The sequence below is a fragment of the Terriglobia bacterium genome, assembly GCA_035712365.1.
Classification (GTDB): Bacteria; Acidobacteriota; Terriglobia; order UBA7540; family UBA7540; genus SCRD01.
Genome location: DASTAW010000003.1, coordinates 64,319 through 90,903 on the forward strand (window position 1 = coordinate 64,319; position 26,585 = coordinate 90,903).

At 57.5% G+C, this 26,585-nt stretch carries 25 protein-coding genes; 16 read left to right on the forward strand and 9 right to left on the reverse strand.

What is annotated here, in order from left to right; genetic code table 11:
* The first annotated feature begins 495 nt into the window (after nucleotides 1-495).
* The 3 genes from VFQ24_00980 (at nucleotide 496) to VFQ24_00990 (ending at nucleotide 3,284) form a co-directional block, all read left to right on the forward strand.
* Nucleotides 496-1,827 carry an aspartate aminotransferase family protein gene (locus VFQ24_00980; protein HET9176914.1) on the forward strand — a complete coding sequence of 444 codons (1,332 nt, stop codon included), beginning with the start codon at nucleotides 496-498 and terminating at the stop codon, nucleotides 1,825-1,827.
* Nucleotides 1,828-1,832: 5 nt separating this feature from the next.
* A complete protein-coding gene (locus tag VFQ24_00985) occupies nucleotides 1,833-2,768 on the forward strand; it encodes a DMT family transporter (GenBank protein HET9176915.1) in 936 nt (311 codons plus the stop codon).
* A gap of 132 nt (nucleotides 2,769-2,900) precedes the next feature.
* Nucleotides 2,901-3,284, forward strand: coding sequence for a RidA family protein (locus VFQ24_00990; GenBank protein HET9176916.1), 384 nt, complete (start codon nucleotides 2,901-2,903; stop codon nucleotides 3,282-3,284).
* A 1,029-nt stretch (nucleotides 3,285-4,313) separates the two neighbouring features.
* On the opposite strand, the gene VFQ24_00995 is transcribed toward VFQ24_00990, so the two are convergent.
* The 5 genes from VFQ24_00995 to ligD form a co-directional block, all read right to left on the reverse strand.
* Entirely contained in the window at nucleotides 4,314-4,463 is a 150-nt protein-coding gene (locus VFQ24_00995; protein ID HET9176917.1) for a lmo0937 family membrane protein, read from the reverse strand.
* Between the two features lie 162 nt (nucleotides 4,464-4,625).
* A complete protein-coding gene (locus VFQ24_01000) occupies nucleotides 4,626-5,342 on the reverse strand; it encodes a lipid-binding SYLF domain-containing protein (protein HET9176918.1) in 717 nt (238 codons plus the stop codon).
* 532 nt (nucleotides 5,343-5,874) lie between these two features.
* Nucleotides 5,875-7,065: a DUF2914 domain-containing protein gene (locus tag VFQ24_01005; GenBank protein HET9176919.1), complete on the reverse strand. Its 1,191-nt coding sequence runs from the start codon at nucleotides 7,063-7,065 to the stop codon at nucleotides 5,875-5,877.
* A 359-nt stretch (nucleotides 7,066-7,424) separates the two neighbouring features.
* Nucleotides 7,425-8,243 carry a Ku protein gene (locus VFQ24_01010; protein HET9176920.1) on the reverse strand — a complete coding sequence of 273 codons (819 nt, stop codon included), beginning with the start codon at nucleotides 8,241-8,243 and terminating at the stop codon, nucleotides 7,425-7,427.
* 98 nt (nucleotides 8,244-8,341) lie between these two features.
* On the reverse strand, nucleotides 8,342-10,975 hold the full coding sequence (ligD, locus tag VFQ24_01015) for a DNA ligase D (GenBank protein HET9176921.1): 2,634 nt from the start codon (nucleotides 10,973-10,975) through the stop codon (nucleotides 8,342-8,344).
* Nucleotides 10,976-11,100: 125 nt separating this feature from the next.
* Between ligD and VFQ24_01020 the strand changes: the two genes are divergently transcribed.
* From VFQ24_01020 to VFQ24_01060, 9 genes are all read left to right on the forward strand, one after another.
* Entirely contained in the window at nucleotides 11,101-12,510 is a 1,410-nt protein-coding gene (locus tag VFQ24_01020; GenBank protein HET9176922.1) for an NAD(P)/FAD-dependent oxidoreductase, read from the forward strand.
* Between the two features lie 213 nt (nucleotides 12,511-12,723).
* Nucleotides 12,724-13,287 (forward strand): DUF3341 domain-containing protein, encoded by a 564-nt coding sequence (locus tag VFQ24_01025; protein HET9176923.1) that lies wholly within the window; start codon nucleotides 12,724-12,726, stop codon nucleotides 13,285-13,287.
* A gap of 36 nt (nucleotides 13,288-13,323) precedes the next feature.
* Nucleotides 13,324-13,494, forward strand: a complete 171-nt coding sequence (locus tag VFQ24_01030) for a DUF1328 family protein (protein HET9176924.1) — start codon at nucleotides 13,324-13,326, stop codon at nucleotides 13,492-13,494.
* Nucleotides 13,495-13,535: 41 nt separating this feature from the next.
* Complete coding sequence (locus VFQ24_01035) at nucleotides 13,536-13,745, forward strand: CsbD family protein (GenBank protein ID HET9176925.1); 210 nt, start codon at nucleotides 13,536-13,538, stop codon at nucleotides 13,743-13,745.
* Between the two features lie 120 nt (nucleotides 13,746-13,865).
* Nucleotides 13,866-14,021, forward strand: coding sequence for a DUF3309 family protein (locus tag VFQ24_01040; GenBank protein HET9176926.1), 156 nt, complete (start codon nucleotides 13,866-13,868; stop codon nucleotides 14,019-14,021).
* Between the two features lie 172 nt (nucleotides 14,022-14,193).
* Nucleotides 14,194-14,376 carry a hypothetical protein gene (locus VFQ24_01045; protein ID HET9176927.1) on the forward strand — a complete coding sequence of 61 codons (183 nt, stop codon included), beginning with the start codon at nucleotides 14,194-14,196 and terminating at the stop codon, nucleotides 14,374-14,376.
* A 183-nt stretch (nucleotides 14,377-14,559) separates the two neighbouring features.
* The gene (locus VFQ24_01050) at nucleotides 14,560-15,105 is read left to right on the forward strand and encodes an HPP family protein (protein HET9176928.1); all 546 of its coding nucleotides are present in this window, start codon (nucleotides 14,560-14,562) and stop codon (nucleotides 15,103-15,105) included.
* 207 nt (nucleotides 15,106-15,312) lie between these two features.
* The gene (locus tag VFQ24_01055) at nucleotides 15,313-16,593 is read left to right on the forward strand and encodes a hypothetical protein (GenBank protein HET9176929.1); all 1,281 of its coding nucleotides are present in this window, start codon (nucleotides 15,313-15,315) and stop codon (nucleotides 16,591-16,593) included.
* 5 nt (nucleotides 16,594-16,598) lie between these two features.
* Nucleotides 16,599-17,777, forward strand: coding sequence for a hypothetical protein (locus VFQ24_01060; GenBank protein HET9176930.1), 1,179 nt, complete (start codon nucleotides 16,599-16,601; stop codon nucleotides 17,775-17,777).
* Between the two features lie 9 nt (nucleotides 17,778-17,786).
* On the opposite strand, the gene VFQ24_01065 is transcribed toward VFQ24_01060, so the two are convergent.
* Nucleotides 17,787-18,722, reverse strand: coding sequence for a winged helix-turn-helix domain-containing protein (locus VFQ24_01065; protein ID HET9176931.1), 936 nt, complete (start codon nucleotides 18,720-18,722; stop codon nucleotides 17,787-17,789).
* A 462-nt stretch (nucleotides 18,723-19,184) separates the two neighbouring features.
* Here VFQ24_01065 and VFQ24_01070 point away from each other — a divergent pair, with 462 nt between their 5' ends.
* Together VFQ24_01070 and VFQ24_01075 are read left to right on the forward strand one after the other, a co-directional pair.
* Nucleotides 19,185-20,840, forward strand: a complete 1,656-nt coding sequence (locus VFQ24_01070; GenBank protein HET9176932.1) for a kelch repeat-containing protein — start codon at nucleotides 19,185-19,187, stop codon at nucleotides 20,838-20,840.
* Nucleotides 20,841-20,887: 47 nt separating this feature from the next.
* A complete protein-coding gene (locus VFQ24_01075) occupies nucleotides 20,888-21,286 on the forward strand; it encodes a hypothetical protein (GenBank protein HET9176933.1) in 399 nt (132 codons plus the stop codon).
* A gap of 226 nt (nucleotides 21,287-21,512) precedes the next feature.
* Here VFQ24_01075 and VFQ24_01080 read toward each other — a convergent pair whose 3' ends face one another.
* Nucleotides 21,513-23,147, reverse strand: a complete 1,635-nt coding sequence (locus VFQ24_01080) for a radical SAM protein (protein ID HET9176934.1) — start codon at nucleotides 23,145-23,147, stop codon at nucleotides 21,513-21,515.
* Nucleotides 23,148-23,495: 348 nt separating this feature from the next.
* Nucleotides 23,496-23,924 carry a transposase gene (locus VFQ24_01085; GenBank protein HET9176935.1) on the reverse strand — a complete coding sequence of 143 codons (429 nt, stop codon included), beginning with the start codon at nucleotides 23,922-23,924 and terminating at the stop codon, nucleotides 23,496-23,498.
* On the opposite strand from VFQ24_01085, the gene VFQ24_01090 reads away from it, so the two are divergent.
* Entirely contained in the window at nucleotides 23,910-24,965 is a 1,056-nt protein-coding gene (locus VFQ24_01090; protein ID HET9176936.1) for a tartrate dehydrogenase, read from the forward strand. The genes VFQ24_01085 and VFQ24_01090 overlap by 15 nt on opposite strands.
* Before the next feature lie 178 nt (nucleotides 24,966-25,143).
* On the opposite strand, the gene VFQ24_01095 is transcribed toward VFQ24_01090, so the two are convergent.
* On the reverse strand, nucleotides 25,144-25,605 hold the full coding sequence (locus VFQ24_01095; GenBank protein HET9176937.1) for a DUF4019 domain-containing protein: 462 nt from the start codon (nucleotides 25,603-25,605) through the stop codon (nucleotides 25,144-25,146).
* Between the two features lie 317 nt (nucleotides 25,606-25,922).
* Here VFQ24_01095 and VFQ24_01100 point away from each other — a divergent pair, with 317 nt between their 5' ends.
* Nucleotides 25,923-26,576, forward strand: coding sequence for a hypothetical protein (locus VFQ24_01100; protein ID HET9176938.1), 654 nt, complete (start codon nucleotides 25,923-25,925; stop codon nucleotides 26,574-26,576).
* Nucleotides 26,577-26,585 lie beyond the last annotated feature (9 nt).

Here is a 26,585-nt window from a genome sequence, read left to right on the forward strand (position 1 = left end):
ACCATCGCCTCTACACCCCTTTTCATCAGCCTGGTAAGGAGGAGAAATCATGAAAGATTAGATAAGGATCGATTCCTTGTTGGAATGCGGTCAGCACAGTCTGCTGGCAATGTGCCATGGTTTGATCGTAGGAGGCCTGGAAGTGCTGGACTGCGGCCCGGCGTAAACCGGCATCAAAAATCGTCTCGATGAGGCTCGGCCCGGCGGACCAAAACCGACTGGGCCAGGTAAAACGACTCTGCGAGAGAAGTGGTCCCGAACCCGCCGGAAGCGCTCAACGGGAGCTTAGGGAACTAATTGGCCTTGGCGATGCCGATTTGTGCGTTCGCCAGTTAAGTGATTACGTGTATTCCTGAGGGCCATTTCGCATTGTGGCACAGCGTTGCTGGCCATGCCGGGATGAGGCCCGAGAAACGAGATAGGTAAACAGGTGGTTCCCGACCTGCAAAAAGCGCATTTCCAGTAGCAACATTTTGTTCCAAGGTTTTAGGTCAAATGGAGAAATACAAAAAGTCGGAGGAAGTTCTCGCCAAGAACCGCAATTTCATTAGCGGGGGAGTGGTTTCGGTAAACCGGGCCACACTCCCTGAAATCGTTTTTGTCAAAGGTGAGGGCGCTTACGTTTGGGATGCCGATGGTAACCGGTATATCGATTACCATGCAGCCTTCGCGCCGCATTTTCTGGGCCACAACGACCCTTATGTAACCGAGGCTGTGCTTCGCGTCCTACGGGAACGTGCCAGCCTTTACGGATCCGGCACGACCGTCCTGGAAGGCCGGCTTGCGGAGCTGATCTGCCGACACATTCCATGGGTCGAGAGCGTTCAATTCCTGAATTCAGGGAGCGAGGCCACTTATCAGGCCATCCGGCTTGCCCGGGCGGTCACCGGCCGGGACGACATCATTGTCATGCAGGGCGGATACAACGGCTGGCACAACGACGTCTGTTGTAATCTCATGACTCCGCTGGAGCGGCTGGGCGCTCGTATTTCTCCCGGCGAATATCGTTACGAGCCGATCAGCGCTGGCATCCCCCTGTCTCACCAGGCGCTGGTTCATCCGGTCAATTTCAACGATCTGGAATCGGTCGAATGCGTCTGCAGGAAGCATTCCATTGCTGCCCTGATTACAGAGCCTACTCTTCAAAACGTTGGGATCATCAAACCGCTGCCCGGATACTTGCAGGGTTTGAGGAGGCTGGCGGACCAGTACGGATTCATCCTGATTTTTGATGAAATCAAGACAGGATTCCGGCACAGCATTGGCGGTTATGCGCAAATCGCGAAAGTGGCGCCCGACTTGGTCGTATACGGCAAAGCGCTCGCAAATGGTTATCCGATCGCTGCCTTAGGCGGCAAAAAGGAACTGATGGACTGGTTCGTCCACCCTGATGCTTCGAAGCGTGTTCTGCTGGCAGGAACTTATAATGCCCATCCAATCCCGACAGCCGCTGCTATCGCGACCATCGAGCGCCTGCTCATGAATGACGGGGAGGTTTACAAGCACGTTGAACGCTTAGGGGATAAAGTCCAGGGAGGAATTGAAGCTGCCCTGCGTAGGTTCGGCCTTAAAGCTGTGGTGGCGAGGCAAGGTTCGGCTTTTTGTGTGTACTTCATGGATCACTGTCCGCAGGACTGGCACGATCTGGCATCGAATCACGACTTTGAACTGGATGGAGCTATGCGCCAAGGACTTATCGATCGTGGTATTTATTTCTTTCCCCTGGCGACCAAGCAGTGCTCGATTTCGTTCGCGCACACTGCAGATGACGTGGAAGCTACACTCCGAGCCTTCCACGAGACATTCGCTTCGATTTTAGCAAGGTAGGTCCAATGCGTTCCTGGCTTTTGCTCTTCGCGTGCAATCTGATGTGGGCCTTGCAGTTCACGTGCGTCAAATTGGTACAGGACCAGGTCGGCGCCCTGTTCACGGTTTGGGGACCGATGACGCTAGCTACTATCATGCTCATTCCAATGGTTGCGGGTGAACGGCGCGGGTATCACCCACAGGGCGGGCGATTCAGGAGCGACTTGCTCGCTTTCTTTCTTCTCGCACTGCTGGGGATATTTCCCGGGCAGGTCTTTATCACCTGGGGCACCCGCTGGTCGCTGGCGAGCAACGCGGCATTATTGATGCTGACGCTGCCGGTATCGACCGCCATTCTAGCCTACATATTTCTCCACGAGAAAATGACGCGGGTCCGCTGGATCAGTTTTGCCCTGGCAATTGCGGGCGTTCTGATGTGCTCCAACCTGGACTTCCGGCACATGAACTTCGGCAAGGGTTACCTGCTGGGGAACGCGCTGATCTTCTTTGGGACGTTGGGCAGCGCCTTCTACAATTCTTACAGCAAGAAGGTGCTTGAAAGGTACTCGCCGCTGGAGGTCCTTTTCTACACCTACGTGGGAATGTTCATTCTCATGACGCCGCTCGTCTTGGCCGAAGAATCGAGCGTGTTCCAGCGCATCCCGAGCTTCACCGCCAGGACCTGGGTGGGGCTGGCGCTGCTGACATTCTTTCACAACTTCCTGTCGATGGTGCTGTTCCTGAAGGCGCTCAAGCAACTGGATGCCATCCAGGCGGCCCTTTCGAACTACCTGATCACATTTTTCGGCATTCCGATTGCGGTCGTCTGGCTGGGAGAACGATTGGCCCCGCTGGCGCTGGTCGGGGGAATCATCATTCTCGGCAGCACCCTGCTGATTACGGTGTGGGAGAAGGAAAGCCCGCCCCCAGTGAAGTCGCGGCTGCCAACCATCAGCACTTGATTTGTTGAACACGGGAATCAAGGGCCGGGCGAGCTGACGATCACTTCACCTTCCGCAGAGAAGCCCTGCTTGTTAAGAGGCGGCGAGACCGGGGAAGAAGTGAAATCTTCCACAGCACCGGAGGCATGGCTCATGGCAAAGTCTGAAATTAAGCACCCCGAAAAGAAGGTTTCGACTGGGGCCTACTCGGCGGCTGTGTTGATTGATGGATGGCTCTACATCAGCGGTCAAGGCCCGCTTGACATGAGAACCGGAGCCATTGTCCACGGCACCGTCGAGGAGCAAACTCGTCTGACGCTCACGCACATCGGTAAGATTCTTGAAGCCGCCGGCTGCAACTTTTCTCATGTGGTGAAATGCACGTGTCATCTGAGCGACATCAGCGATTTCGATCGGTTTAACGGCGTCTATGCGGAGTTCTTCACGGGGGTTCGTCCGGCGCGGACCACAGTTCAGTCAGGCCTTGGCGAAGGAATGCGGGTGGAAATTGACGCGATTGCTCGGCTCCCAAGGTAGGGGCTGCGAGAGATGCTGTAACCTGACGTTGGTCTGCCAGACACAGATTGAGTGCATCACTTTTGGCTAACCTGAATTTCTGGGGACTCGCAATTCTAGTGGAACGATGCACCTTTACCGCCAGTCTCTCACGCGGACAACGTCGATCGATTGCGATAACTTGGTTAGAAAGCGATCTACGAATTGCAGGCCGGTACTGTATTGCCTATTCTCCGAACCAAGGCTGATGGAAGGCAGTCTTGGCACGACAGTCGATGAAACGGCTCTAGTGGTTCTGGTAACAGCCCATGTCCACCTTGCCGCCTTTCGTTCTCGGCCAACCATCGAGGTCCCTGACTCACAATGCCCCGGGGCAGAGTGCAATCTGGCAGGTTCCTATCAGCCGCATTTGGCCTGTTGCATGTCATTCCGGGCCGTCCGTCCTCCACTGGCATAAAGGCCTATACGAAAGGCAATCCCCGGCAGGTGCCTAAGGAGGCTTACAGTGCCAGTACTAACTCTCGCTCGGCTCGGAATGACATGCAGCAAGCCAAAGGCAAGCCGCAAATAGTGATTTCTTTGATACCTCCTTGTTCCGCTGCGCCGCCTTCTGGGGTCTGCTTTCAAACGCGCGATCGGACATACGCTGTGCCGCAGTGGACTGGGAACGCTGTCGGGAGCGCTTGGCTTCCATCGGTTGTGCGAAGATCACCCCACTCGCCCCGGATATCGCCTCATATGCTTTTCCAGCTGTTGCGAAGGGCTGCCTTGCCACTTGCATTCCTTCTTGTTCGTCTTGATAGATGTTATAGAACTGAGGGTACTGCCTTCAATGCCGAAGAGATCGTACGAAGTTTACGCGGTGATTTTTGCAGGAGGAACAGATCCGCGATCTACAGACGTTATCTGTCTGGTGAATGCAGTAATCACAAATATGGAACCGATGAGTGTGAAGAAGTCTGGCCGCCTCTTCCTGGGGGAATTACGACCAGAACGGATAGCCAGACTTCCATAAGCGAACGCGAGGCCTGACAAGCTATCTTGGAAATCTCAGACCACCCTGCGGCCCTGAATTATTCGGACCAGTAAAACCACGATCGCGATGAGCAGCAAGATGTGAATAAATCCGCCGAGCGTGTACGAGCTGATCATGCCGATCAGCCAAAGGGCCAGCAGGAGGACGAAAATGAATACCAGCATTCGATTTCTCCTTTCCCGCTTCGAGGCTCGCCATGAGGTTTCATCAGCACCGCCCTGAAGCGCTTTCCATTGCCCCTTGTGCTTACGTTACAGATTTGCTGCCCGGCAGAGCTTCCGCCTTGCCGGGCAGCACTGGGTTGCGCGGCGAACTCAGGCCGCTGGTTAAAGCGAAGACTCTTCCGCTTGTTTCCCGCCATGCGGCGAATACTTGGCCAGTGTGGCGGCGAGTTGCTGGGCCGCCTCTGTCGGCGGTTTCACCGTGCCGCTGAAGAGAATGGTTCTGGGCTCGACGGGATGACCATAAAGGGCTGTGTTGTCGTCCGTATCCTGCTTCAGGACGGCCCCGCTTAAAGCTACGCCCGCAAAAGCTCCGCGCGAGCGAGAATAGCTCAGGATTTCGGCGTGGAGCTTGAGATCGGTCTCCCCTGCCGCCGTACGGCCCACCGGCCCTGCCGCAACCGAAGCATCCGCACCGAGCTTGACCTTATCCTGCAGCAGTTTTTGTGCGCCCTTCTGGTTCATCACCAGAAACACCACGTCGGTGGCCTTGGCGCCAATCTGGAACCCAAAGCTTCCGCCCCCCAGGGTGAACAGAGAAGGCGCGCCCCAGTTGCCGTTTCCGTGTTCGCGGCATACCAGCACCCCTTTTCCATAGGTGCCTCCCACACCGAAAGCAGCTTTGATCTCGGAGGGCACAATCCCCACGCACACTGCCGTATCGAGCAGATCGTGCGGGATACCCTTGTCGGGTGTCTGCATGATTTCGTTCATCACCATGGAAGCTTTTCTCAACTGGTCATTCTGCTGAAGCTTGCTGTCCTTCGCAAACGCTCCGGACCATGGAGCGAGCATCAGAAACGCAATCAATATCGTTTTCATTTTTCAATCTCCTTTCATCCTGTCCCTGCTCCCCAAGCGCGCTGCCGGGCCTCGTGGATCTGCTTTTGCTGATGACCAGCGCGACTCCGCTCCGTGGCTCTCATTGTTCATCCAACATTTCCTCATTAGCTACAACGGGCCTTGCGGACTCAACCCTCGATCAATCTTCTGCTCTGGCGGCACCCCGGCCTTCTCCGCGAATTCGGAGCAAGAGCGGCCCTGCCAGAGCAAGTGTTCGATTGAGTCCCATCGAACAACGAGCACGTTCCCTTCCATGACGGCGAGGCAAACTGGAGTATGCAGATCAAGCGGTTAGAGGCCAGACAGCAGCTTGGTCTCCCGGCAGCCAGTCAAAATACCTAAGAAAGACGTACTCGCAGACCGGGAAAAATTCCACGGTATTCGCGGGTGTGGAGAAAAAAACCTCACAGGCTCAGAACCAACCAAAGCAGCGGAGCGACAGCGATTCCGGCGTCTCAAAAAACGCACTGGTGCGCAAAGAGAAGACTCTGGAATTCTCCATTACGACGGACTAACTGATTATTTCTTGCAGGAGTGGCGGCTCTTCTTTCTGTACGATAGCGTCGAAATTCAAGCGCCCAATCAGCCGGCCGGTTTGCGTTTCCACATTCACCCGCCACCGACCGGGGGTGATGCCAGACTCTCTGGAGAACGTCCGGTAGCCGCCTCCTCTCCCGCCTACCACGGTAAGCGGAACGCGGTGCCGGGTGGTCCAGGCGCCTCTCGTCGGGTCGTAATATTGCCATTCATGGATGATCTTCATGGAGAGGGCGGTCGGAGCAAAAACCGCGGTGTAAACCGCCAGTGACTCGCCGGGGGTGATGTGGACGGTCTCGGTGAAGGCGAAAAAACGGGCAAGAAAGTCGATGGATGCCAGCGCGTTTGTGTGAGGTTCAACGGTCGCGGTGTAATCGCCGGGACCTTTTGCGACAATCGAGTGGTAGACGCCAGCCTCCTTCAGGGATAACGGAAGGGGCGGAATAACGTTGAGGAAGTACAGCCCGTTCACAACAACGAGAATGCCCGCCAGAGATCCGAAAACGAACCATCCACGTCCTCCTGCGAAGCGCCGGCGGGAGAGAACCGCCACAATGAGCAGGATGGCAGCAATCGCCCCCACGCTGACCGCGCTGCTTAGCCAGAATACTCTTGTGCTGACTTCGTGGACGAGGATCGGCATCATGTAAATAGCAAAAGCATAAATCGCCAGGAACAAGAGTGCGATCTGGAACCACAGGCGGGCAAATCGTCGTTTCAGAGAGCCGTTGGCGATAAACGTCAGGGCAAGAAGTGAAAGAAAAGGCCAACTGGTGGTGATGGTACCGCTCCTGAAGTAGAAAACGAGATAGACGGAAAGAATGCCTCCGAAGAAGAACTGCATGACGTTTACTAACCAGAAGTGAAGTCTGCGCGGGTTCGCTTCGGGCCGCGCTCCACTCTCGTCCGCGGAATCGTCCAGCAGATTGATCCAGACGACGCAGGCCGTCACGATGGCAAGGTGGGCAACGACCCAGAAATTATCCCAAAACACGTCAACGCGGCGCAGGGCGAGCGCGTCGAACGCGAATCCGCCTACGATTGAGAGGGACGAAATCGGTCGCTCAAAACGCCCGTACAAGCGCCACAAGCCCAGCAAAAACGATTTTATGCGAATGGGAAGATGACCAGAGGTTGAAATGGGGTCATTGCAGAACTGGCTCAATGATGCTCACCTTACTGGAACTTACCGAATCCAAGGCCGTGACGGAAAACCTGAGGGCAGAGCCACAGCGCCCCTCACTGTAACAAGTGATCCAGACGCATTGAGACGATTCGGCACTGATATTATGACATCGCTTCAACTCGATTGAACAGGGGACCAGCCGGACGCCGCTGATGCTTCGGTCAGGAAAATTCACATGACTGCTGAATGAAGATCGATCGAGGGAATGCCGTCTGCAGAATCGGGCAACTCACCCGCCCGTCATACGGGCCAGCCCAGGGTTCGCTTCTGGTTTTTTACGCAGAAACTGCAATCGGCCACGCCGGACGATGAAGCCCTCGAGTGAAAGAAGCAGAAGATCAACTGGCTTTCTTGCGGGCTTTTTGCCGGGATTCTTTGGCGGACCGGCGTGCCTGTTCTTGTTCCGCCAGGCTTTTCTTGAGCGCATCCATCATGTTGATGACTGGAGCCGGTTTTCGTTCGGCGGTGACAGGGACTTGTTTGCCCTTCAACTTGGCCTCCACCAAAGCCTGCAGTTGTTCCTGGTATTTGTCGTGATACTGCTCCGGTTGGAAGTGTCCGGAAAGGTTGTCGATCAGTTCCTTCGCCAATTTGAGTTCCTGCTTGTTCACTTCACCGTCCTGCTGGCCGTATTCCGCCACCTCACGGATCTCATTGGCAAAATACATCGTGTGGAGGGTCAAGCCGTGAGTGCGAGGACGAATCACCACCAGGTACGAACGCTGGTACATAACGAACGTCGCTATGGCCGCCTTGTTGGTCTGCTCCAGGGTCTCAACCAGGAGCCTGTAAGGTTTTCCACCTGACTTATCGGGCACCGCCAGATAGGAAGTTTCGTAGTAAAGCGGGTCGATTTCCGAAAGCTCCACAAACTCGCTGATCTCCATGGTGCCGCCGGTCTCCGGCTTCATCTTTTCGATCTCTTCCTTGTCAATCAGCAAGTATCTTCCCTTTTCGTATTCATAACCCTTGACGACTTCTGAATTGTCAACTTGCCGATTACAGTGAGGACAGTAAAGTGGACGCTGCAGCCTGGTCTGGCAGGCTTTGTGGATCTGATGAAATTCGATTTTTTCTTTTCGGGCAGCAGGATACAGCTTTATTGGAATGGAGACTAAGCCGAAGGTGATGTGCCCTTTCCACGTCGTCGAAGGCATAACTCTCCTCCGCTCTATTACGCCAGATGGGATGTTTGGCGACACCAAAAGGATTCAGGCCGGAGTCCAGTTATCGTGCCGGGGCTTGTCGAAATCTCTTACCGGGAACTCTGCTTGAGCCGGGCATCCAGCAGGTCGATGGCCTTCGTCAGCGGCTGGGGCGCTTTCCAGAAGTCTTTCCAAAGGTCGCCTTTCTTCTCCAGACGCTTGAATATGGAATTCAGGTTGAATCGCTCTGGTTTCAGACTGCCGGTCAGCTCATCGGATGAGACCGGGCAGGAAATCGATGCTCCGGGCACCGCCCGCAGGGAGTATGGAGCTGCAAGAGAACGGCCGTAGGAATTCTGTGCGGCATCGATCAGAACGGTGCCGGCTTTGCGCTCTGATACCCTGCGATTGCTCGTGACCAATGCTGCTCTCTTCCCTGACGCGACCTGTCCGACGATTTCCGCGAAATTTCGGACCTGCTCATAGTCATATTCTCTTTTGATGGGCACGTAGATGTGAAATCCTGTCGCGCCGGAAGTCTTGAGAAACGCGCGTACTCCAAGCTCGGTGAGTACCCGATAAATTTCCCGCGCTATGGTGATGACCGTTTTGAAGCTGGTCCTTTCGCTCGGATCGAGATCGAAGAAAAAGTAGTCAGGGTGTTTCAGATCATCCCGGCGGCTGAACCAGGGATTATGGTCGATGCAGCCCAAATTGGTGAGGAACAGAAGAGAGGCGCCGTCCTGCGCGAGGAAGTAGTGAGTGACCTCTCCGTTTTCCTCGGATCTAACTGCGACGGTTTCCATCCAGGACGGGTAGGTCTCGCCAGCTTCTTTCTGGAAAAATGCTTTCCCTCCGGCGCCATCCGGATAGCGGCGCAGGACCAAGGGCCGGTCTCGTAGAAAAGGTAGAACCAACGGCGCCACCCGGTAGTAATAGGCAATCACGTCACGCTTGGTATGGCCGGTTTTCGGATAATAAATTTTGTTCAGATGTGTCAATCGCAGCGGCTTGCCGTCGAGCTTGATGTTGATGTCGTCGCGGCGGCCGTGGAATAGCTCATGTTCAATGTCGCGCTTTCTCGTGAGCGTTCCGTTGGTGGGGGTGCGGCGGGTGGACCGCGATTCCTTCGGATGCGCCGGCTGGATGCTGGGCCCCGGTCGTTGTGCCTTGGGCGATGCCTCGGTTTCAAACCGGCATTCCCGTGGATTATGGTCCGGCAACAGGCCGAGGAAAACGGGCGACCGCAGGCGTTTCTCGCGGGTCCAGTTGGCATATCTGATTCGCGCGACCAGCTTGGGTTTAATCCAGTAAGCCTTCTCTTTTGTCTCCGGGCGTTCTTGAAATGGGCAATGCTGGGTCCGCAGGCGCTCCATCAGGTCAAAAATCTTTTTTCGATACCCTTGGTCAAACCCGGTTCCCACACCACCGACGTAGAGCAACTTGCGGTCACTGTAAAGTCCGAGCAGAAGCGCGCCAAAATGCGTTCTGCCGCCTCGCGGAGCCGTGTAGCCTCCAACCACGGCGTCCAGTTCCTCGACAGTCTTGAACTTTTGCCATTGGCTGGTGCGCTCGCCGGGGTATAGACTCCGCATCTGTTTCGCGATAACGCCCTCGAGCCCTTTCTTTTTGGCCAGGTCGAAGAGTTCCTTTCCTTTCTCAATCTGGTGGTCCGAATACATAATGGGCGGGGTGAATTCGATGGCGTCTCGGAGCAACTTTTTGCGCTCGGCCAGGGCAGCGCGCCGGAGGTCATATCCGTCACAGTAGAGCAGGTCGAAAACAAAGTAGGTGACCGGATTTTGTTTCACCAGCGAAGGCGAAGGGTTGCTAACGTTCATCCGTGACTGCAGGCGCTCAAAGTCGCTATGCCCCGATTCGTCCAGAACGACAATTTCCCCGTCAAGGATGGCCTCTTTAACTCGCAGACGCTGGGGGAGCCCCGCAAGTTCCGGGTAATTGGATGTGATGTTCTGGTCCCGGCGCGACCGAAGCTGCAGGCGCTTCTTATCTACCCGGGCCAGGGCGCGGACGCCATCCCATTTGATCTCGAACAACCAATCAGGGTCGGAGAATGGACGCTCGGCAAGAACTGCCAATGTGGGCGAGACATGGGACGGTATTGGCGCTTTGCGCGCGCCTTCCACGGACTCGGGCGAAACTCTGCCGAATGGCTGGACATCCTCCTCTATTTCACGAATGCTGCGGCCGGAGATGACGGATTCACCGCGATCGTCAATGTTCCAGCGTGGATCGGCTGAGGCATCCCGGTGCTTGATCATCAGCCATGATTTGCCGTCCTTGCTTTGCCGCGAGGTCCTAACCAGGACGAATCCGCCGTGCAGTTTTCGGCCGTGCAGCACGAACTTGATCTCACCCCTGGTGATCTGTCGTTCGGCGTCGAGGCCGTCCTCCACCTCGTAGGTCCCGTTGTCCCATACTTCAACGGGTCCCGCGCCATAGTTGTTCTCCGGGATGACGCCTTCGAAATCGATATAATCGAGCGGATGATCTTCCGTCTGGATGGCCAGCCTTTTGTCGCCGGGATTCATTGACGGCCCCTTGGGCACGGCCCATGAAACCAGCACTCCTCCAACCTCCAGCCGAAAATCGTAGTGCAGGCGTGATGCGTCGTGCTTCTGGACTACGAAACGGTTTCTGCCTGAACGCATGCGGCGAGTTCCGGAGGGCTCTGACGTTTTCCGAAAATCTCTTTTGTTCTTGTATGCGCTGAGCTTAGCCATAGCATTGCCCCGCCCGCTGCCTTCCGGCAGAACTCATCAATTCAGCGTGGCTTCCTGAGAGTAAGATGCAGATAGGGGCCAGAATGGGACTAGTTCAATAAGGCAGCCGCTAAAGGGGTTCCGGGGTGGGTAGCCATGACGCAATCGTCGTAGGCTCTGGGCCAAACGGGCTGGCCGCTGCCATCCGGCTGGCGCAGGCGGGTCTATCGGTGCTGGTGCTCGAAGCTCAGCCTCGCATCGGCGGAGGGGCCCAGACCATGGAACTGACGCTGCCGGGTTTTCTGCATGATGTCTGCTCGGCGGTGCATCCTCTTGCCGCAAGTTCCCCTTTTTTCAGCTCACTTCCGCTGCCGTCCCATGGATTGCAATGGATTCAGCCACCACTGGCGCTCGCACACCCGCTTGACGATGGTACGGCGGCCATCCTGTCGAGGTCCATGGAAGAAACCTGCGGGCCGCTCGGGTCTGACGCTGACCAATATTGCCGATTGATGTCGCCTCTGGCTGCGAACTGGTCTGATCTTATTCAGGATGTGCTGGGGCCGCCGCGGGCTCCGAGGCATCCCCTGACCCTGGCGCGCTTTGGCTGGAATGCCTGGCGGGACGTCAAGAGTTTGGCCGGAAGGTTCAGAGGCCCGCACGCCAAGGCCCTCCTTGCAGGTATTGCCGCCCACTCCATGCTTCCTCTGGAGCGCGGCCCCAGCGCCGCCTTTGCCTTATTGTTGGGGGCCGCCGGACACGCGGTTGGCTGGCCCATCGCGCGCGGTGGGTCACAGGCCATTGCAAATGCCCTGGCCGGTCATCTGCGCTCCCTGGGTGGCGAGATCCGAACCGGGGAAAGCGTGAAGAGCGTGGAGGAACTGGCGGCGGCCAAGGTCATCCTGTGCGATGTGTCGCCACGCCAACTTCTCGCGATGGCTGGCGCCCGGATCAGGCCTCGCTACCGCCGGTGCCTGGAGCAATTTGAGTACGGCCCTGGGGTATACAAGGTTGACTGGGCGCTTGCAGGACCGATTCCGTGGACGGCCAAGGTCTGCCATGCAGCAGGCACGGTCCATCTGGGAGGAACGTTTGAAGAAATTGAGAATTCAGAAAGAGCAATTTGGCGGGGCGAGATCGATCCTCATCCGTTCGTCATTCTGTCGCAACCCTCTTCATTCGATCCAAGCCGCGCTCCGGGTTCCAAACACGTCGCCTGGGCCTACTGCCATGTTCCAAACGGATCCACTGTGGAGATGGTTGAGACCATCGAGAACCAGATCGAGCGTTTCGCGCCAGGGTTCCGCCGGCTGGTTCTTGCCCGCCACACCATGGACCCTGCCGCGCTCGAGCGCCACAATCCAAATCTGGTCGGAGGCAGCATCAACGGCGGCGCTCAGACCTACAGGCAGGCTATTCTGCGGCCGAGCTACAAGTTGTATGGGACTTCTGCACGAGGGATTTATCTCTGTTCGGCTTCGACTCCTCCCGGCGGGGGCGTGCATGGCATGTGCGGCTATTACGCGGCTCAAAAAGCTCTGCGCGATCTAAGCTAAAAAGAATGGCCTTGTTCCCTTCCTAGTAATTCTACGTATCAACCGAATACGATCTTTAACGAATTGTAATGAGGCCATGAGGCACCTATAGTCAGGTCGTAGCTGTGACAAAAGGCGGAAGTTATTGCTGGCCATGCAGGCGCCTTGCCTACGGCGGCTGTTTTTGCCGAGCCTGACGCTGAGCGATGCCGGTTCGCCAGAAAGAGGTCAACCATGGCTGAGAAAACGATCGCAAGCTTCGGTCTCTATCCAACTTACGCCGATTTGGAAAACGCTATCAGGTCTTTCAGCACTGAGGGCTTTCGCGATGCTGATATTTCGGTGCTCATGCCAAAGAACCTGGGTTCAAAGCACCTGGCTCCGGCGGAATCCACAAAAGCTCCGGAAATCGCCTCAGGGGCAGCGTACGACGGCGCCCTGTCGTGGTTTACCGCCATTGGCGTTCTGGCCATTCCGGGCGCAGGGCCATTTCTTGCAGCCGGCCCGATCGTGGCTGCGTTTACAGGGACGGAATCGGTGGGCGTTACGAGAGGAATTGCGGGAGCTCTCGGCGGGCTGGGAATCCTCAACTTCGAAGCCAGGCGCCTAGAAAGGCACATCTGGAACGGCCAGATCTTTGTTTCCGTCGATTGCGAGGGCACCGATTGCGTCAGGCGAGCCACCGAGATATTGCAATCCACCGGCGCCAGCGATGTCTCGACCACACATGGGACCAGTGCTGGGTACGCCGGCACAGACCAGCCCCTGCGCCGGGGCGAGTCGGGTGACGCGATTTAGGAAAAATCCTCCGTCACCTTCGAACAGCGAGGACAAGTGCTCTACTACACAGTTGTTTTTCTCATCATCGCGATCATTGCCGCCGTTCTCGGTTTTGGCCTGTTGGCCTACGCGGCGGCCACCATCGCGAAGATTCTATTCTTCGTGTTTCTCATCCTTTTCCTGCTCACTCTGATCAAACATCTCTCTCGGCACAGGGCGCATTAGGTTGCGATGCGCAGATCCCATGAAGAAAGGAGATTCCAGAATTGAACTGGGACCGCGTTGAAGGAAAATGGAAGCAAATGCGAGGAGCGGCAAGAGCAAAATGGGGCAGGTTGACGGATGACGATCTTGACCTGATCGCCGGCCACAGAGATCAACTGATCGGAAGATTGCAGGAACGCTACGGCATTGCCAGGGATGAAGCGGAGAAGCAAACCGACGACTGGGCTGCGTCTACGGTCGAAGATTGTTAGGGGCAAGCTCGCCCCGGTAGAGGGCAGGCAGTAGCGTGGAGCACAAAAGTGGGGCAGCGTCCTGGACAGCGATCCTGCGGTTCGCAGTCAAGCAGGACATGCGGCAGAAAGGAGACACTGATGCTCGGCACGGTCGTGGTGGTCATTTTGCTCCTGTTACTGATTGGCGCCTTACCGTCCTGGCCCTACAGCCGCCGCTGGGGTTATTACCCAAGCGGCGGACTCGGTCTTCTTCTTGTCATTCTGCTGATTCTCTTGCTGTTCGGATGGTGGTGAGACGCTTTCGCCGTCTGGACCGAAACCCAATACAGGGTTCCTGTTTCGAGTCCGAAAGCAGGCGAGGCCCAAGAGACCGACGAGCAAGCAAGCGCGGCGCATGCGTCCGGTGGGTTCGAGCAATGCCCCATCGATCAAGCGCCTGGCGCAACATCCGCCTGGAGGTTTAAAGATGCCATTAGAACGTCGCTGCCTCATCACGGACTGCGATTGTCCTGGCTATGCCTTCGACATGGATAACTACGAAGGGACGGAGCAAGAGATCGTAGAGACCGAGCGGGATGAACTGCAGCTCTACTGTTCATTGTGCGGTCATGCCGAGGAGGAACATGAAATGACGCGCTCCGATGAATGAGTGGCTGTAGCTTAAGGGCCTTATTTTCAAGACCCCTGAATGGCCGCAGCCAACCATCAGGAGCCCTCGCCTGGGCGCCGCGTTCATCCTGCTGATCGGGTTCGAATAATGTACAATTGACCCTGACTCTCCAGAGTGTCTTCGCGACTCGTGAAGGCGCTACCCGCCTGAAGGAAAACGTCCATGACACCTGACAAATCGCAAGGTATGGCGCCATTATCGCGGAAGCAGAACCTTGTTATTTCAACCTTGGGCGAAGGCGCGCTGATATTGGTCCTTGCTGCCATCGCCTGGATCACGCATGGGCCCTACATTTTCGCGAGCCTGGGCCCTACGGCGTATGAGCAGGTTGAACTGCCGCGATCCAGGTCCTCGCGACCCTACAACATCATCACAGGCCACCTGGTGGCGCTGGGCTCCGGGCTTTTCATGTTGTGGGTCCTGAATGCCTGGCACAGCCCGAACATACTGGCGCTCGGATACGTCTCCTCCCAGAGGCTGTGGGCGTCGGCCATCGCAGCCGCATTGACCGCAGGGATCACCCAGGCTCTTTACGCAAGCCAGCCGGCTTCACTGGCTACGTCCCTTCTCGTTACGCTGGGATTGATGCAAACCCAGAGGGACGCCATGGCCATTGTTATTGGCGTGCTTCTCCTGACCTCTGTTGGCGAACCTATGAGAAGGCTGCTGGCACAGCATCCGCCTCTCGCCAAAAACCAGCCGTCGTAATCTGGACCCATCATTTAAGCTCGAAAGCGGCCCCGGCCCGCCTTCCGATTGATATCCACCGGCTCTCTCCGGCCCCAAAATACAGTTGCAGGTTGCCTAAGGCTGTAGTAGTTTGCTGTTTAACTTGCGCGGCAATTTCGCGAAAGCCTCTGAAGACGATCCAGCTTGTTCAGGACCGATCCGGTCACGTTTCCATGGGAGTGTTCAATGATGACTCGGCGTGAATGGTTGGCGGGGATGCTGGCCTCCGCTGCCGGACCCAAGGCATGGGCCAAAGTTGTTGCCGGCGTGGGAAAGGGAAACGCCCGGCCAAAGATTGCTGCGGTCACCACCATCTACTTCAAATATTCTCACACGCAGCATATTGTGGACCGCTTCCTGTTTGGGTACGGCTGGAACAGCCAGTGGCATCACCCGCCCATGGACCTGGTGGGCCTGTACGTTGACCAGGTGGGCAAGGACGATCTGGGCCGCGGGCGGGCCAAACTTTTTCCCAGCATGAAGCTTTACCCCACCATCGAGGAGACCCTCACACTGGGCGGCAGCAAGCTGGCCGTGGATGCCGTGCTCCTGGTCGGCGAGCATGGCCATTATCCTCAGAATGAAAAACACCAGACGCTTTACCCCCGCTATCAGTTCTTCGAGCAGATCATAAAGGTGTTCAAATCCAGCGGCCGCGTTGTGCCTGTTTACAATGACAAGCACCTTTCCTGGAACTGGGACTGGGCCCGGAAGATGTATGACACCTCGCGCGAGATGGGATTTCCGTTTATGGCCGGCTCGAGCCTGCCGGTCACCTGGCGCACGCCGTCGTTTGAAATGCCGTCCGAGGGCCGGGTGCGAGAGGCGGTTTGCGTGGCATACGGTGGAGTGGATAGCTACGATTTCCATGGCCTTGAAACGCTGCAATGCATGGTGGAACGGCGCACGGGCGGCGAGCAAGGCGTGAAATGGCTCCAAGCTTATCGTGGAGAGGATTTCTGGAAAGCGTATCAGGAAGGCGTCTGGTCAAAAGACCTGATGAAAGCGGCCCTCTGCCGAAGCCACACGCTCACACCCGCCCGGCCAACCTTCAACGACATCTACCCCACAGACGACGAGATGCGCCGGCTGGTGAAGGACCCCGTGGCCTATCACTACGAGCACCTGGACGGCGTGCGGTGCACCATGATGCTGATGAACGGCCTCGTGCAGGATTTCAACTTCGCCGCCCGCATTGACGGCCGCCCGGGTATTTTCTCGACGCAGATGTATCTGCCCATGCCGCCCGGCCGCACGACGCTGGCAAATTTCTTCAGCCCGCTGGTGCATCACATGGAAAAGATGATACTGACCGGCCGCACCTCCTACCCGGTGGAACGCACTCTGCTGACCACGGGCTTGACGGCGGCTGGAATGGAAAGCCTCTATCGCAAGGCGCGTTATGAAACGCCCCACCTGAAAATCAGCTACCAGTCAACAAAAGAATCCACTTTCTGGAGGACCTAGGCGCCATGCCACAGCGCATCGCCGTCATAGCAACCGTTTACTATTATCTGTCGCACGCCCAGCATATCGGAGACCGCTTCCTGGTGGGCTATCCGCATGCAGGCGAGTGGCATCACCCGGACATGAAGGTGGTGGCGCTTTACGTTGACCAGAAGCCCGAAAACGATCTGAGCGCCGAGCGCGCCAAGGAGTTCGGCTTTACCGTCTATCCCACCATTGCCGAGGCGCTGCGGTGCGGTGGCGATAAGCTGGCCGTGGACGCGGTGCTGATTATAGGCGAGCACGGCAACTATCCGCGGAACGAAAAGGGACAAATCCTCTACCCGCGGTACGAGTTCTTCAAGCAGGTTGTGGACGTGTTCGAGAAGGACGGGCGCGTGGTTCCCGTCTACAATGACAAGAACCTCTCCTACGATTTCAAGAAAGCGCAGTGGATGGTTGCAGCCGGGCACAGGATGAAGTTCCCGATGCTGGCCGGCTCGAGCCTGCCAGTCACCTGGCGCCTGCCGGACATCGAGCTGCCGCTGGGCTGTGAGATTGAAGAGGCGCTGATGGTGGGCGAGGGCGGTTCGGACGCCATGGACTACCACGCGCTCGAAGGTATGCAGTGCATGATCGAACGCCGCAAGGGCGGCGAGACAGGAGTGAAGTCGGTGCAGTTGATCACCGGCGATGCGGTGTGGAAAGCGGGCCGGGAAGGGCGATGGTCGAGAGACCTTCTCGAAGCCGCGCTCTCCCGCAGCGACACGCCCCAAGGCCTAACCGTTGAAGACGGTCGCACCCAGGACCTGCTGGCCAACGGAACGCTGGAAGGCCTGGTGAAAGACCCGTGGGCCTATTTTATAGAGCACAACGACGGCCTGCGCACCACGCTGCTGATGCTGAACGGCGCCATCGCGGACTTCAACTTTGCCGCTCGCGTGAAAGGCATGCCGCAGATTCAGTCCACGCAGTTCTTTCTCTCCCCCAATCCCAACGTGACCTATTCGGCCTGCCTGGTGAGCAAAATCGAGGAGATGTTCCGAACCGGCAAAGCCCCTTACCCGGTGGAGCGGACCCTGATGGTGAGCGGAATTCTCGATAGCTGCCTGACGTCAAAGTACAATGGGCAAAAGCGCCTCGAAACTCCCTACCTGAACGTGCGCTATCAGGCGCCTGTGAAATCCCAGCGCGCCCACGAATAGCACGCGTTCCTACGGAGAGACCTCTGCCTGGACCTGCCCGGCTATGGCGCGCGCCACTTCATCCTGCAAACCGAGTTCGTCCTTCAGGTCACGCTGGTAGCTTTCGGCCCATATATGGCGATCATTTGCAACCTCGATCAACTGGGCGGTAATGCGAAGCCTGTTTCCTGACCGCGCCACCGAGCCTTCGACCACCTCATCGACGTTCAGGTCGCGCGCAATCTTCGCGAGCGGTAAAGTAGTCTTCTTGTAGCGCATCGCCGAGGTTCGTGAAACAACCCGCAAGGTTCGGATTTTTGCCAGGTCCGTGATCAAGGCATCGGTCATCCCGTCCGCAAAATACTCCTGGGCGGGGTCGCCGGTAAGGTTTTCAAACGGTAGTACAAGGAGAGAATGAATGCGTGGCCCGCCGGGTCTATGGGTGAGGGCCTTTCGGAATCCTCCGACATTTAATCCGAAAAGGATAGCGAGGAACGCGGCCACTACAAAAGCGCCCACCCACAGCGGTCGCAAGGACCGTCTTTTTTCTGCGCCGCTCTGAGTGACGGGCGGTTCGACCCGCGGAACATTATCCATGACCGGAGGGACAGCCTGTAAGGAGGCTGGAGCGACAATCTCGACTGGGGCGATTAATCGATACCCTCGGCGCGGCAAGGTTTCAATGTAACGCGGCCCTCCGGCCTTTTCGTTGAGCGCGTCGCGCAATCTCTTGATCGCAGTGTTCAACCCTACATCGAAGTCTACAAACGTGTCCTGGAGCCAGAGCCTCCTGCGCAGCTCGTCACGGGTGACTAATTCTCCCGGCCGCTCCAGCAGGATTGCCAGCACCTGGAACGGCTGCTCCTGCAATCTGATTTTAGACCCGTGCTTGCGCAGTTCCCGGGAATGCAAGTCAACTTCAAAGTGGCCGAACCTGATCCGCCGGGCCTGAAAGGAGGATGGCATGGGTAAAAAAGCGTTTGCGCCCACTCTAACACCAAAATAAACAGAATTCAAGAGCCGCCAACGAGACCCATGCTCAGCCCAACCCTCTATTTATCAATAGATTAGCCCGTCAGATTTTTTTCAGTTACTCGTCAGATGCGATCCATTGACCCGTTTCCTGGCGGGCCTCATTGTCAGCGGTATTGCGGGCAGCACTCCGAAAATGGATTTGGATTGTGCCGTGGGGAGGGCTATTGCAAAACAATCAAGTTCGCCTGAATTGAATCAGGTCCGTCTCAATTTCTTACGACCGAAATCCTTCGACGGGATTACTCACGGGTATGTCCAGTCCAAAATGGCTGCCCTCGCGAGAGTCCTACAGCAACGCTTTTTCCCGATGTGAAGGTGACGGTCACAGCCGGCGGTGGCCAGAGCGAGCTGGATATGTCGAAGAGGCTGATCTGAGAAAAAGGAGATACAACGATGAGCACCAGACCGAGACAGAGGGTCCGCGTACCGGGACGCAAACTGGCAAGCCCTAGAGCATCGCTGTTGGCCCTAACATTCCTTGCCATAGGCATGCTGTCCGCCTGCGGTGGAGGGTCCGCGAACTCAACGAGCAACCCGAGCACACCCGCTCCGGTGAGCGTCAAGGTCTCACCCGCAGCCACTTCGGTGGATCAGGGCGATACCCTCCAGTTCTCGGCCAGCGTGACTGGAGGCGGCAATCAAGCTGTAACCTGGAGCGTTCAGGAAGGCGCCGCGGCAGGGTCCATCACGCCGGCTGGCTTGTATAAGGCGCCGGCTGCGGCGATGGACGTTCATGTCGTCGCCACCAGCGTCGCCGACCCGAGCAAGTCCTCCAGCGCCCTGGTCACCGTGAAAGCGGTCAGCGTGTCCCTGCCTGCGACCGCCGGGGCGCGCTTCGGACGGCAACAGCAGTTCACCGCCGTCGTAGAAGGGACGGTGGTGACGGATGTGACCTGGACTGTTGAGGAAGGGTCTGCCGGCGGGACCATCACGGATGCCGGGGTTTACTCCGCGCCGATGAGCGGCGGCCCTTTCCACGTGACCGCACGCTCCGTGGCCGACCCTTCCAAGGCCGCGACAGCCGCAGTCATCTTAACCGACCATGGGTTCAGGATGCTGAACTCATCGACGTTGGAGCCGCGCTATGCCCATACTGCCACCCTGCTGCCCAGCGGCAAGGTGTTGATCGCGGGAGGTATCTCAATAAACGTTGACGGTTCTTCCAGTCATAGTCTATCGAGCGCCGAATTATTCGATCCGGCCACCGAGACCTTCACCGCGACCGGCTCGATGTCCTCCCCCCGGGCCGGCCACACCGCCACTCTGCTGAATAACGGTACGGTGCTGGTCACCGGCGGTCGTAACGCCACCGCGGAGGTTTACGATCCCGCTACCGGCGGCTTTACCCAGGTTGGAAACATGGTGGCGGAACGGGGTGCGCACACGGCTTCACTGTTGGGAGACGGGCGAGTGCTCATTGCCGGCGGCCAGCAAGCAGGCCCGGATGCCTTTGGATTTTATCCTGTGGCGACCGCGGAAATTTATGACCCGACTGCCCAGACCTTCACCAGGGCGGGAGACATGCCAAATAAAGCGGCATGGCACACTGCGAGTGTGCTTCTCGACGGCAGGGTCCTGGTGGTTGGCGGCTACAGTGATAGTTGCCCCGGTACGCAGGATGGGGCCGCCATCTTCGATCCAGCCAGCAAAAGTTTCAGCGCCGGTCTCAGCCTGCCAGGCGCTCGAGCGGAGCACACTGCCACGACGCTGAATGACGGGCGAGTGTTGATCGCTGGGGGCGCATTCGAAGACGACTGCAACTTGGACGGCTTGATTTACGACACGGCAGTGGTCTTCGATCCCGCCACCTCGAGCTATTCCTCGGAAAAGAAGATGAGCGAGCCGCGGTACCAGCATTCCGCGACGCTGCTTCTGGACGGGAAAGTGCTGGTCGTCGGCTCAACGGCGGATCTGTTCGACCCGGCGGCCTCCAGCTTTACCATCACCGGCGGTCCCAATGTGGACCGTGCGGACAGGCGCGCCACCCGGCTGGCCGATGGGCGGGTGTTATTTACCGGTTCCACTGCAGTCGCGGAAATCTACGAATAGCGGGGCGATGGGCGCCGGGACATTATTCTTTCGGAGGTGAATCACTCATGGGATTCAGACTTTCCTCTACAGCTAAGTACGTCTTTCCGGTCCTCTTCGCGGTTGTCGCCGTGGTGGTTTTTGCAGCTCCGGCGAATAATAAAAAGATATGGCCGAATGCGGTTGACTTCTCGGGCGGGAAAATTAGTGGGTCATTTGTGATTACCACCACAGGGGGAGCGGGCTCACTTTTAAGCAGCGGGACCGGGGGTGCCTGCCTGGTGAGCAAAATCGAGGAGATGTTCCGAACCGGCAAAGCCCCTTATCCGGTGGAGCGGACCCTGATGGTGAGCGGAATTCTCGATAGCTGCCTGACGTCAAAGTTGGAAGGGCAGAAGCACCTCGAAACTCCCTACCTGAACGTGCGCTACCAGGCGCCCGTAAAATCCCAGCGCGCCCACGAATAACCCGCCACCCGCGGCAAATAGTTGTACGCGGCACTGGAAAACCGTTAAGTCGTGAAGTTGAAATTTTTTAAAAAATCCGTGCGGAGCCGAGTCGCCCCTTAATCTGAACTTTCCGAAGTATGTCGGAGATCATCTTAAAGAGGATTATGCCCAGGACCAGGCCGGCAAGCCTGGCTGTCCCGCGTACATGTGTTGTTCTGCCCTCCTTGGCGCCGAACTCTGGTCCTTACTCGAAACCAGACTCTTCGGCAATTGGCCGGGCATCAAAAGCAGCATCTACGCTGCGGCCAAAAGCGCCGTCTGCGGCGGGCCGCGTGGTGGGAATCACGCGCATCTTCAACCGCATTTGTTTCTCGCGGTGATAGCGGTTAAAGGCACCCACGGCGGCTTTGATCATCAGTTTGGTGACCGTCCCGTTTTTCTTTCTTCGAACGCTGTCTGCCGCCATTCCGTATCCCGCGTAAGCTCGCTTGAACAGCAGGCAGACCAGGAGATACGTCAGCCTTGCGGGCATGGACCATCCTTTGGCCGCTCCGCTCCGGGTCCGTTTGAGACTTTCGCTCAATGAGTAAAAACCGTCCCAGCATTTCTTATTCTCGGTATGCAAGTCACTCTTGGTAATGTTGGGATGCTTGATGATGTCAACAGGCCTCAGCGGTTTCAGCCAGTAGTCATCATAAAGGATTTGAGCCTTATGTTTGGGATGGAAGTCCGGCCTGGCAAGATTCTTCCGGTCGCTCATCATCTCATAAAAGTCCTTGGTACCGGGGTAGGGGTTAAAGACCGTGAATTGAGCGAAGAGGGTGCCCGACTCCTTCGCAAAATTCCTCATGGTTCGGATGGTCTGGATCGTATCGGATTCCAGGCCGCAAATGATCGAGCTCAAAACGAAAATGCCGCTGTCCTGGATCTTCTGGATGGCCTGGACCATTCTCTCCCCGACCGGGTTCCACAGCTTTCCTGCACTCCGCAATCCTTCTTCTGAAAAGGACTCCACTCCGATCAGCGCCACTCTGATCCGCATCTTCTCGTACATCGCCTGAAGGTATTCTTTATCGGTTGTCGCCTCGGTTGTCATCTGGGCAAAAGCGTACATGTCTTTCGGCACCGAGCAGTCGTATTCCTCAAAGAACCTCAAACGCTCCTCGCGGATTTTCTCGAACTCACGTTTCTTGTTTTCACCGGGCTCGCGTGCGATTCTTCCCAGGGTCGCCGGGTTGAAATTGTCGTCCGCGAAGACGATATATCGAAAACCCAGGTCATGCAGCTCATTTACTTCCTCAATGACCTTTTCGCTTAGACGCTGCCGGGGTCTGCGCCCTTCCGTCACCCAGACGGAGCAGAAGCTGCAGTTCTCCGGACACCCCGCCACAGTTTGAACGGAAGGGAAAACGTACTTGGCGGCATCAAGCAAATCCCATCTTGCTTTGCGCATATCCTCTCCGGCGATTCGCCCGCCCGCGTACTTCCGCTGCAAACGATTCTCCAGAGCCTGCTTGACAGCCTGACTCCACACAGCCTCCCCACTGCCGGTCACCACGGCGTCCGCGCCCATTTTCAGAGGTTCCTCAGGGAAAATTGTGGTGTGAATCCCTCCCATAATGACCGTCGCACCACGAGACTTCGCTTCCTTTAATACCCGGTACCCAGGAATGCAGTTGCCCGTGGTGATACCGATGCCGACGATATCCCCGGGATGGACGATATTGGGATTAAACTTTTCGATCGATTCATCCACTAGGATCGGATTGCCGACCAGATCGATGGGCGTCGCCTGAGCGATAACAAAAAGCCATCGCGGCGTAATAAAACTGTAGCCCACGGTGGACATGGAAGGATTAACCAGTATGACATTTGCCACAAGGCCTCCAATGGCTCCAAGATCGTTGTGACTGGGATTTTGAATGAAGTGCCCCGTAAGATTCCCTAGCCCCATCAAAGTCTACACCAAATCTCCGCACCTATCAGATAAAGGTTCGCGGCTGGCGCATCTATGAAGGTGACGGCGGTGTCAAGGGAAAAACCGTGGTGCTTTGTTTTGAGTGGCGGAGCGAGCAGCCCCCCTTACCCGAAGCTGGGGGATGCGAGCGGAGCCACACTTCTGCCTCGACGCTGTTGCGCCGTTTCCTTTTTGGTTTCTCAGCGAGCCCAAGCTCACTCATCTATCCGGTCTCGAAGACCAGGATGTCGATTCCGAGTCGGGAGTGTCCTAATCAGACGTGAGAGGTCGATGTTCTGACCATGCGCCACCCGAGGTGCGCTCCCGAACTTTTTCTACTGGCGGCAGCGACTCCTGAACGTGCAGGGCGTGCCGCCAGCGGTAGAAGGCAATCACCGCCAGCTTGCGAGCCAGAGCCACGGCCGCCCGGCTGGCTCTGTGCCGCTGCCGCCGGTAGAAACCATAGAATCTCGGATTCAACGCCGCCCGATGCGCCGCCTGCACCAGCGCCCAGCGCAGTGCGCTCGAGCCCTGTTTGGTGATCGGCCCGCCCCAGCGATGCTCGCCCGAGGCATACAGCGACGGCGCCAGCCCCGTGTAGGATACCAGGTGCTTGGCCGTGCTCCCATGGCGGCGCACGCCTGCGGGCAGCGGCATGCGGAGTTTCCGTGTAAAATCGAGCGCATGTCGAAACACCATCGCATTGCGCTGCTTCCTGGTGATGGCATTGGCAAGGAGGTTGTGCCGCAGGCCGTCCGGGTGATCGAGGCCGCGGCCAGCGGATTCGCGCTTGATTTCGAATCCTTCGAGTGGGGATGCGAATATTATCTGCGCACGGGCCGCATGATGCCAGCGGACGGGCTCGAGCGGTTGCGCCCTTTTGACGCCATTCTGCTGGGCGCCATCGGACATCCCAGCGTGCCGGACCACATTTCGCTGCGCGATCTGCTGCTGCGCATCCGCTTCGGCTTCGACCTTTATGTAAACCTGCGGCCAGTTGAAATCCTGCCGGGGCTTGAGCCGCCGTTGCGTGGCAAGACGGCAGATGACGTCAACATGCTCTTCGTCCGCGAAAATTCCGAGGGCGAGTATTGTGGCATGGGCGGCCGTTTCAAGCCGGGCACGCCGGACGAAGTGGCCGTGCAGCAATCGGTCTTTACGCGCAAGGGAGTGGAACGCGTGATGCGTTATGCCTTTGAGCAGGCCCGGCGCCGCCCGCGCAAGCGGTTGGCCAGCGCCACCAAGTCAAACGCCATGCAGTTCACCATGGTGATGTGGGATGAAGTTCTGCGCGCCGTGGCCCGCGATTATCCTGACGTGGCCGTGGCCAGCTACCACGTGGACGCGCTGGCGGCCCGCATGATCACGCATCCGGAGAGCCTGGATGTGGTGGTCGGCTCCAACCTTTTTGCCGACATCCTCACCGACCTGGGCGCGGCGATCCAGGGCAGCCTGGGACTCGCGGCCAGCGCCAACCTTAATCCCACCGGCCTGGGGCCGCCCATGTTTGAGCCGGTACACGGCAGCGCTCCGGACATTGAAGGCCGCGGCATCGCCAATCCCATTGCCTCCATCTGGACGTCAGCGCTGATGATGGAGCATCTCGGCGAGCCCGAAACCAGCCGGCGCATCATGGATGCGCTGGGGCAGGTGACGGCGGAAAAGAAAGTGCGCACGCCGGACCTGGGCGGGAAAAATACAACCGCGGAATTCGCCTCAGCGGTAATCCAGAAGCTCTAGCGGGTGTTGAAAAAAGTTACCCGTCATGCTGAGCCCGTTCGCCCTCCCTTTGCGAACGGCCCTGAACGGAGTGAAGGGGCTCAGGGTAAACTCCGCGAAGCATCTGCTGTATCTCACTGAAAATGGCCAAAACAGATCCTTCGCTTCGCTCAGGATGACTTGGTACAGAGGGTTTTCTTCAACCTGCTAGCGGGCGCACCCGAATGTGGTTCTTCAGCGAGATGTGGTAGCCGGCTACAAGCCACTTGCCGTTGCTCTGCAACTCCATCGAGACAATTTCGGTAGCTGCTCCCTGGGCCCTGAAACTCACTCCAAATCGCAGAATCTCGTACTCGCCCGGGACAAATCCCGGCGGGTTCGCAGCATAGGTGGAAGTTTCGAGTTTGCGGGAGAGGACCCTGCCGTAGAACCGCCGGGCCTTGGTCATTCCCACAATCCAGCCGGCTTTGGTGATGCTCGACTTGAACGGTTTCGCTGACTGTTCCCAGCTTTTGCCGTACTCGCCCTCGTCCAGCAGAGCAAGCCATTTTATGGCGGCCTCTTTCCCTTCTGAAGTCGGCTTCACGATCGCCTGAGGCGCCGCGAAGGCTGTCAGGTTGAGGCAGACTAATGCGCAGATCGTGCGGATTGCCCTCTTCATGAATGCGACTCCCGGCGTGGTGCGAGTATTATAGCCCCGCCGCCGGAATACAAGAAACTTGGGGGCGCGGCCTCCCCCATCTACTGAGGATTGCAAAATAGGGTGACAAGCTCGTTTGTAGTGCCGCCGTCCCGGCGGCACTTTCCAGGACCGGTCCCGCTGGGCGGGACCGGCGCTACGGAAGTCCGGCACGCGATTATGCAATCCTCATTAAGCAATCCGGGATGGTGTCTGCGCCCGGACAGGCGTAGAATCGTGGAAAGGGCAGAAATTCGAGGCTGGAAGATCAGCTTACTGGAGTGACCAGGAGGCACTTTGTGGAAACCTTGCTGATCGTGCTCCTTGCCATTGCCGTCATTCTGGCGATAGTAGTGTGCAGCCCGATCATGATTTCGGTTGATTCGCGCAACCGGCAGGTGAGGGTCCGCTGGCTATTCGCGCTGGAATTCCAGACGCCGCTGCCCGGCGCCGCAGGCCAGAAATGCTTCACCATTTTCCGGAGGCCGGTCCCTTTTCGTGGCCGGCAGCTGAGCGCGGAAGCGCCAGGCGTGAAAAAGAAAAAGCCTGCCAAGACGGCTGCCGAGATGCCAAGGGTCCGCGCGAAGCGCCGTGCCACAGGGCGATTTGTCGCGCGCTGCCTGGGCGATTCCGCCATTCGGCGCGCTCTGACGCGGCAATTTTCCACGCTGCTCCGGCGCATTTTCCGCTCCGCAAATCTGACCCGCTCCGACATCGAGATCTCAACGCCCGACCCTGCGCTCAACGGAATGCTGGCGGGCGTGCTGACGTCCATCAAGCCGGTAGACCGCTCCGGGGCGCGGGTGAACTTCAGGGGTGAAAACAGCCTGTTCGTCGAGCTTCATTTTCAGCCGCATCGCGTCCTCAAAGCGTTGCTGTTTTTCCTGACCGGCCTGCCCCACCGGGCCCTTTTCAGGCAATGGCGGTCTTTTGCAGCCGCCCAGCGGCACTGAACGCAATCC

Bases quoted from the DNA above. Each gene is read 5' to 3' on its own strand.
- VFQ24_01040 (HET9176926.1), top strand. From the start codon at position 13,866: ATGCTCGGCACGGTCGTGGTGGTCATTTTGCTCCTGTTACTGATTGGC.
- VFQ24_01025 (HET9176923.1), top strand. From the start codon at position 12,724: ATGGCTGAGAAAACGATCGCAAGCTTCGGTCTCTATCCAACTTACGCC.
- VFQ24_00995 (HET9176917.1), bottom strand. From the start codon at position 4,463: ATGCTGGTATTCATTTTCGTCCTCCTGCTGGCCCTTTGGCTGATCGGC.
- VFQ24_01065 (HET9176931.1), bottom strand. From the start codon at position 18,722: ATGCCATCCTCCTTTCAGGCCCGGCGGATCAGGTTCGGCCACTTTGAA.
- VFQ24_01045 (HET9176927.1), top strand. From the start codon at position 14,194: ATGCCATTAGAACGTCGCTGCCTCATCACGGACTGCGATTGTCCTGGC.
- VFQ24_01085 (HET9176935.1), bottom strand. From the start codon at position 23,924: ATGGTGTTTCGACATGCGCTCGATTTTACACGGAAACTCCGCATGCCG.
- VFQ24_01000 (HET9176918.1), bottom strand. From the start codon at position 5,342: ATGAAAACGATATTGATTGCGTTTCTGATGCTCGCTCCATGGTCCGGA.
- VFQ24_01060 (HET9176930.1), top strand. From the start codon at position 16,599: ATGCCACAGCGCATCGCCGTCATAGCAACCGTTTACTATTATCTGTCG.
- ligD (HET9176921.1), bottom strand. From the start codon at position 10,975: ATGGCTAAGCTCAGCGCATACAAGAACAAAAGAGATTTTCGGAAAACG.
- VFQ24_01050 (HET9176928.1), top strand. From the start codon at position 14,560: ATGACACCTGACAAATCGCAAGGTATGGCGCCATTATCGCGGAAGCAG.
- VFQ24_00980 (HET9176914.1), top strand. From the start codon at position 496: ATGGAGAAATACAAAAAGTCGGAGGAAGTTCTCGCCAAGAACCGCAAT.
- VFQ24_01010 (HET9176920.1), bottom strand. From the start codon at position 8,243: ATGCCTTCGACGACGTGGAAAGGGCACATCACCTTCGGCTTAGTCTCC.
- VFQ24_01070 (HET9176932.1), top strand. From the start codon at position 19,185: ATGAGCACCAGACCGAGACAGAGGGTCCGCGTACCGGGACGCAAACTG.
- VFQ24_01090 (HET9176936.1), top strand. From the start codon at position 23,910: ATGTCGAAACACCATCGCATTGCGCTGCTTCCTGGTGATGGCATTGGC.
- VFQ24_01055 (HET9176929.1), top strand. From the start codon at position 15,313: ATGATGACTCGGCGTGAATGGTTGGCGGGGATGCTGGCCTCCGCTGCC.
- VFQ24_00985 (HET9176915.1), top strand. From the start codon at position 1,833: ATGCGTTCCTGGCTTTTGCTCTTCGCGTGCAATCTGATGTGGGCCTTG.
- VFQ24_01075 (HET9176933.1), top strand. From the start codon at position 20,888: ATGGGATTCAGACTTTCCTCTACAGCTAAGTACGTCTTTCCGGTCCTC.
- VFQ24_00990 (HET9176916.1), top strand. From the start codon at position 2,901: ATGGCAAAGTCTGAAATTAAGCACCCCGAAAAGAAGGTTTCGACTGGG.
- VFQ24_01095 (HET9176937.1), bottom strand. From the start codon at position 25,605: ATGAAGAGGGCAATCCGCACGATCTGCGCATTAGTCTGCCTCAACCTG.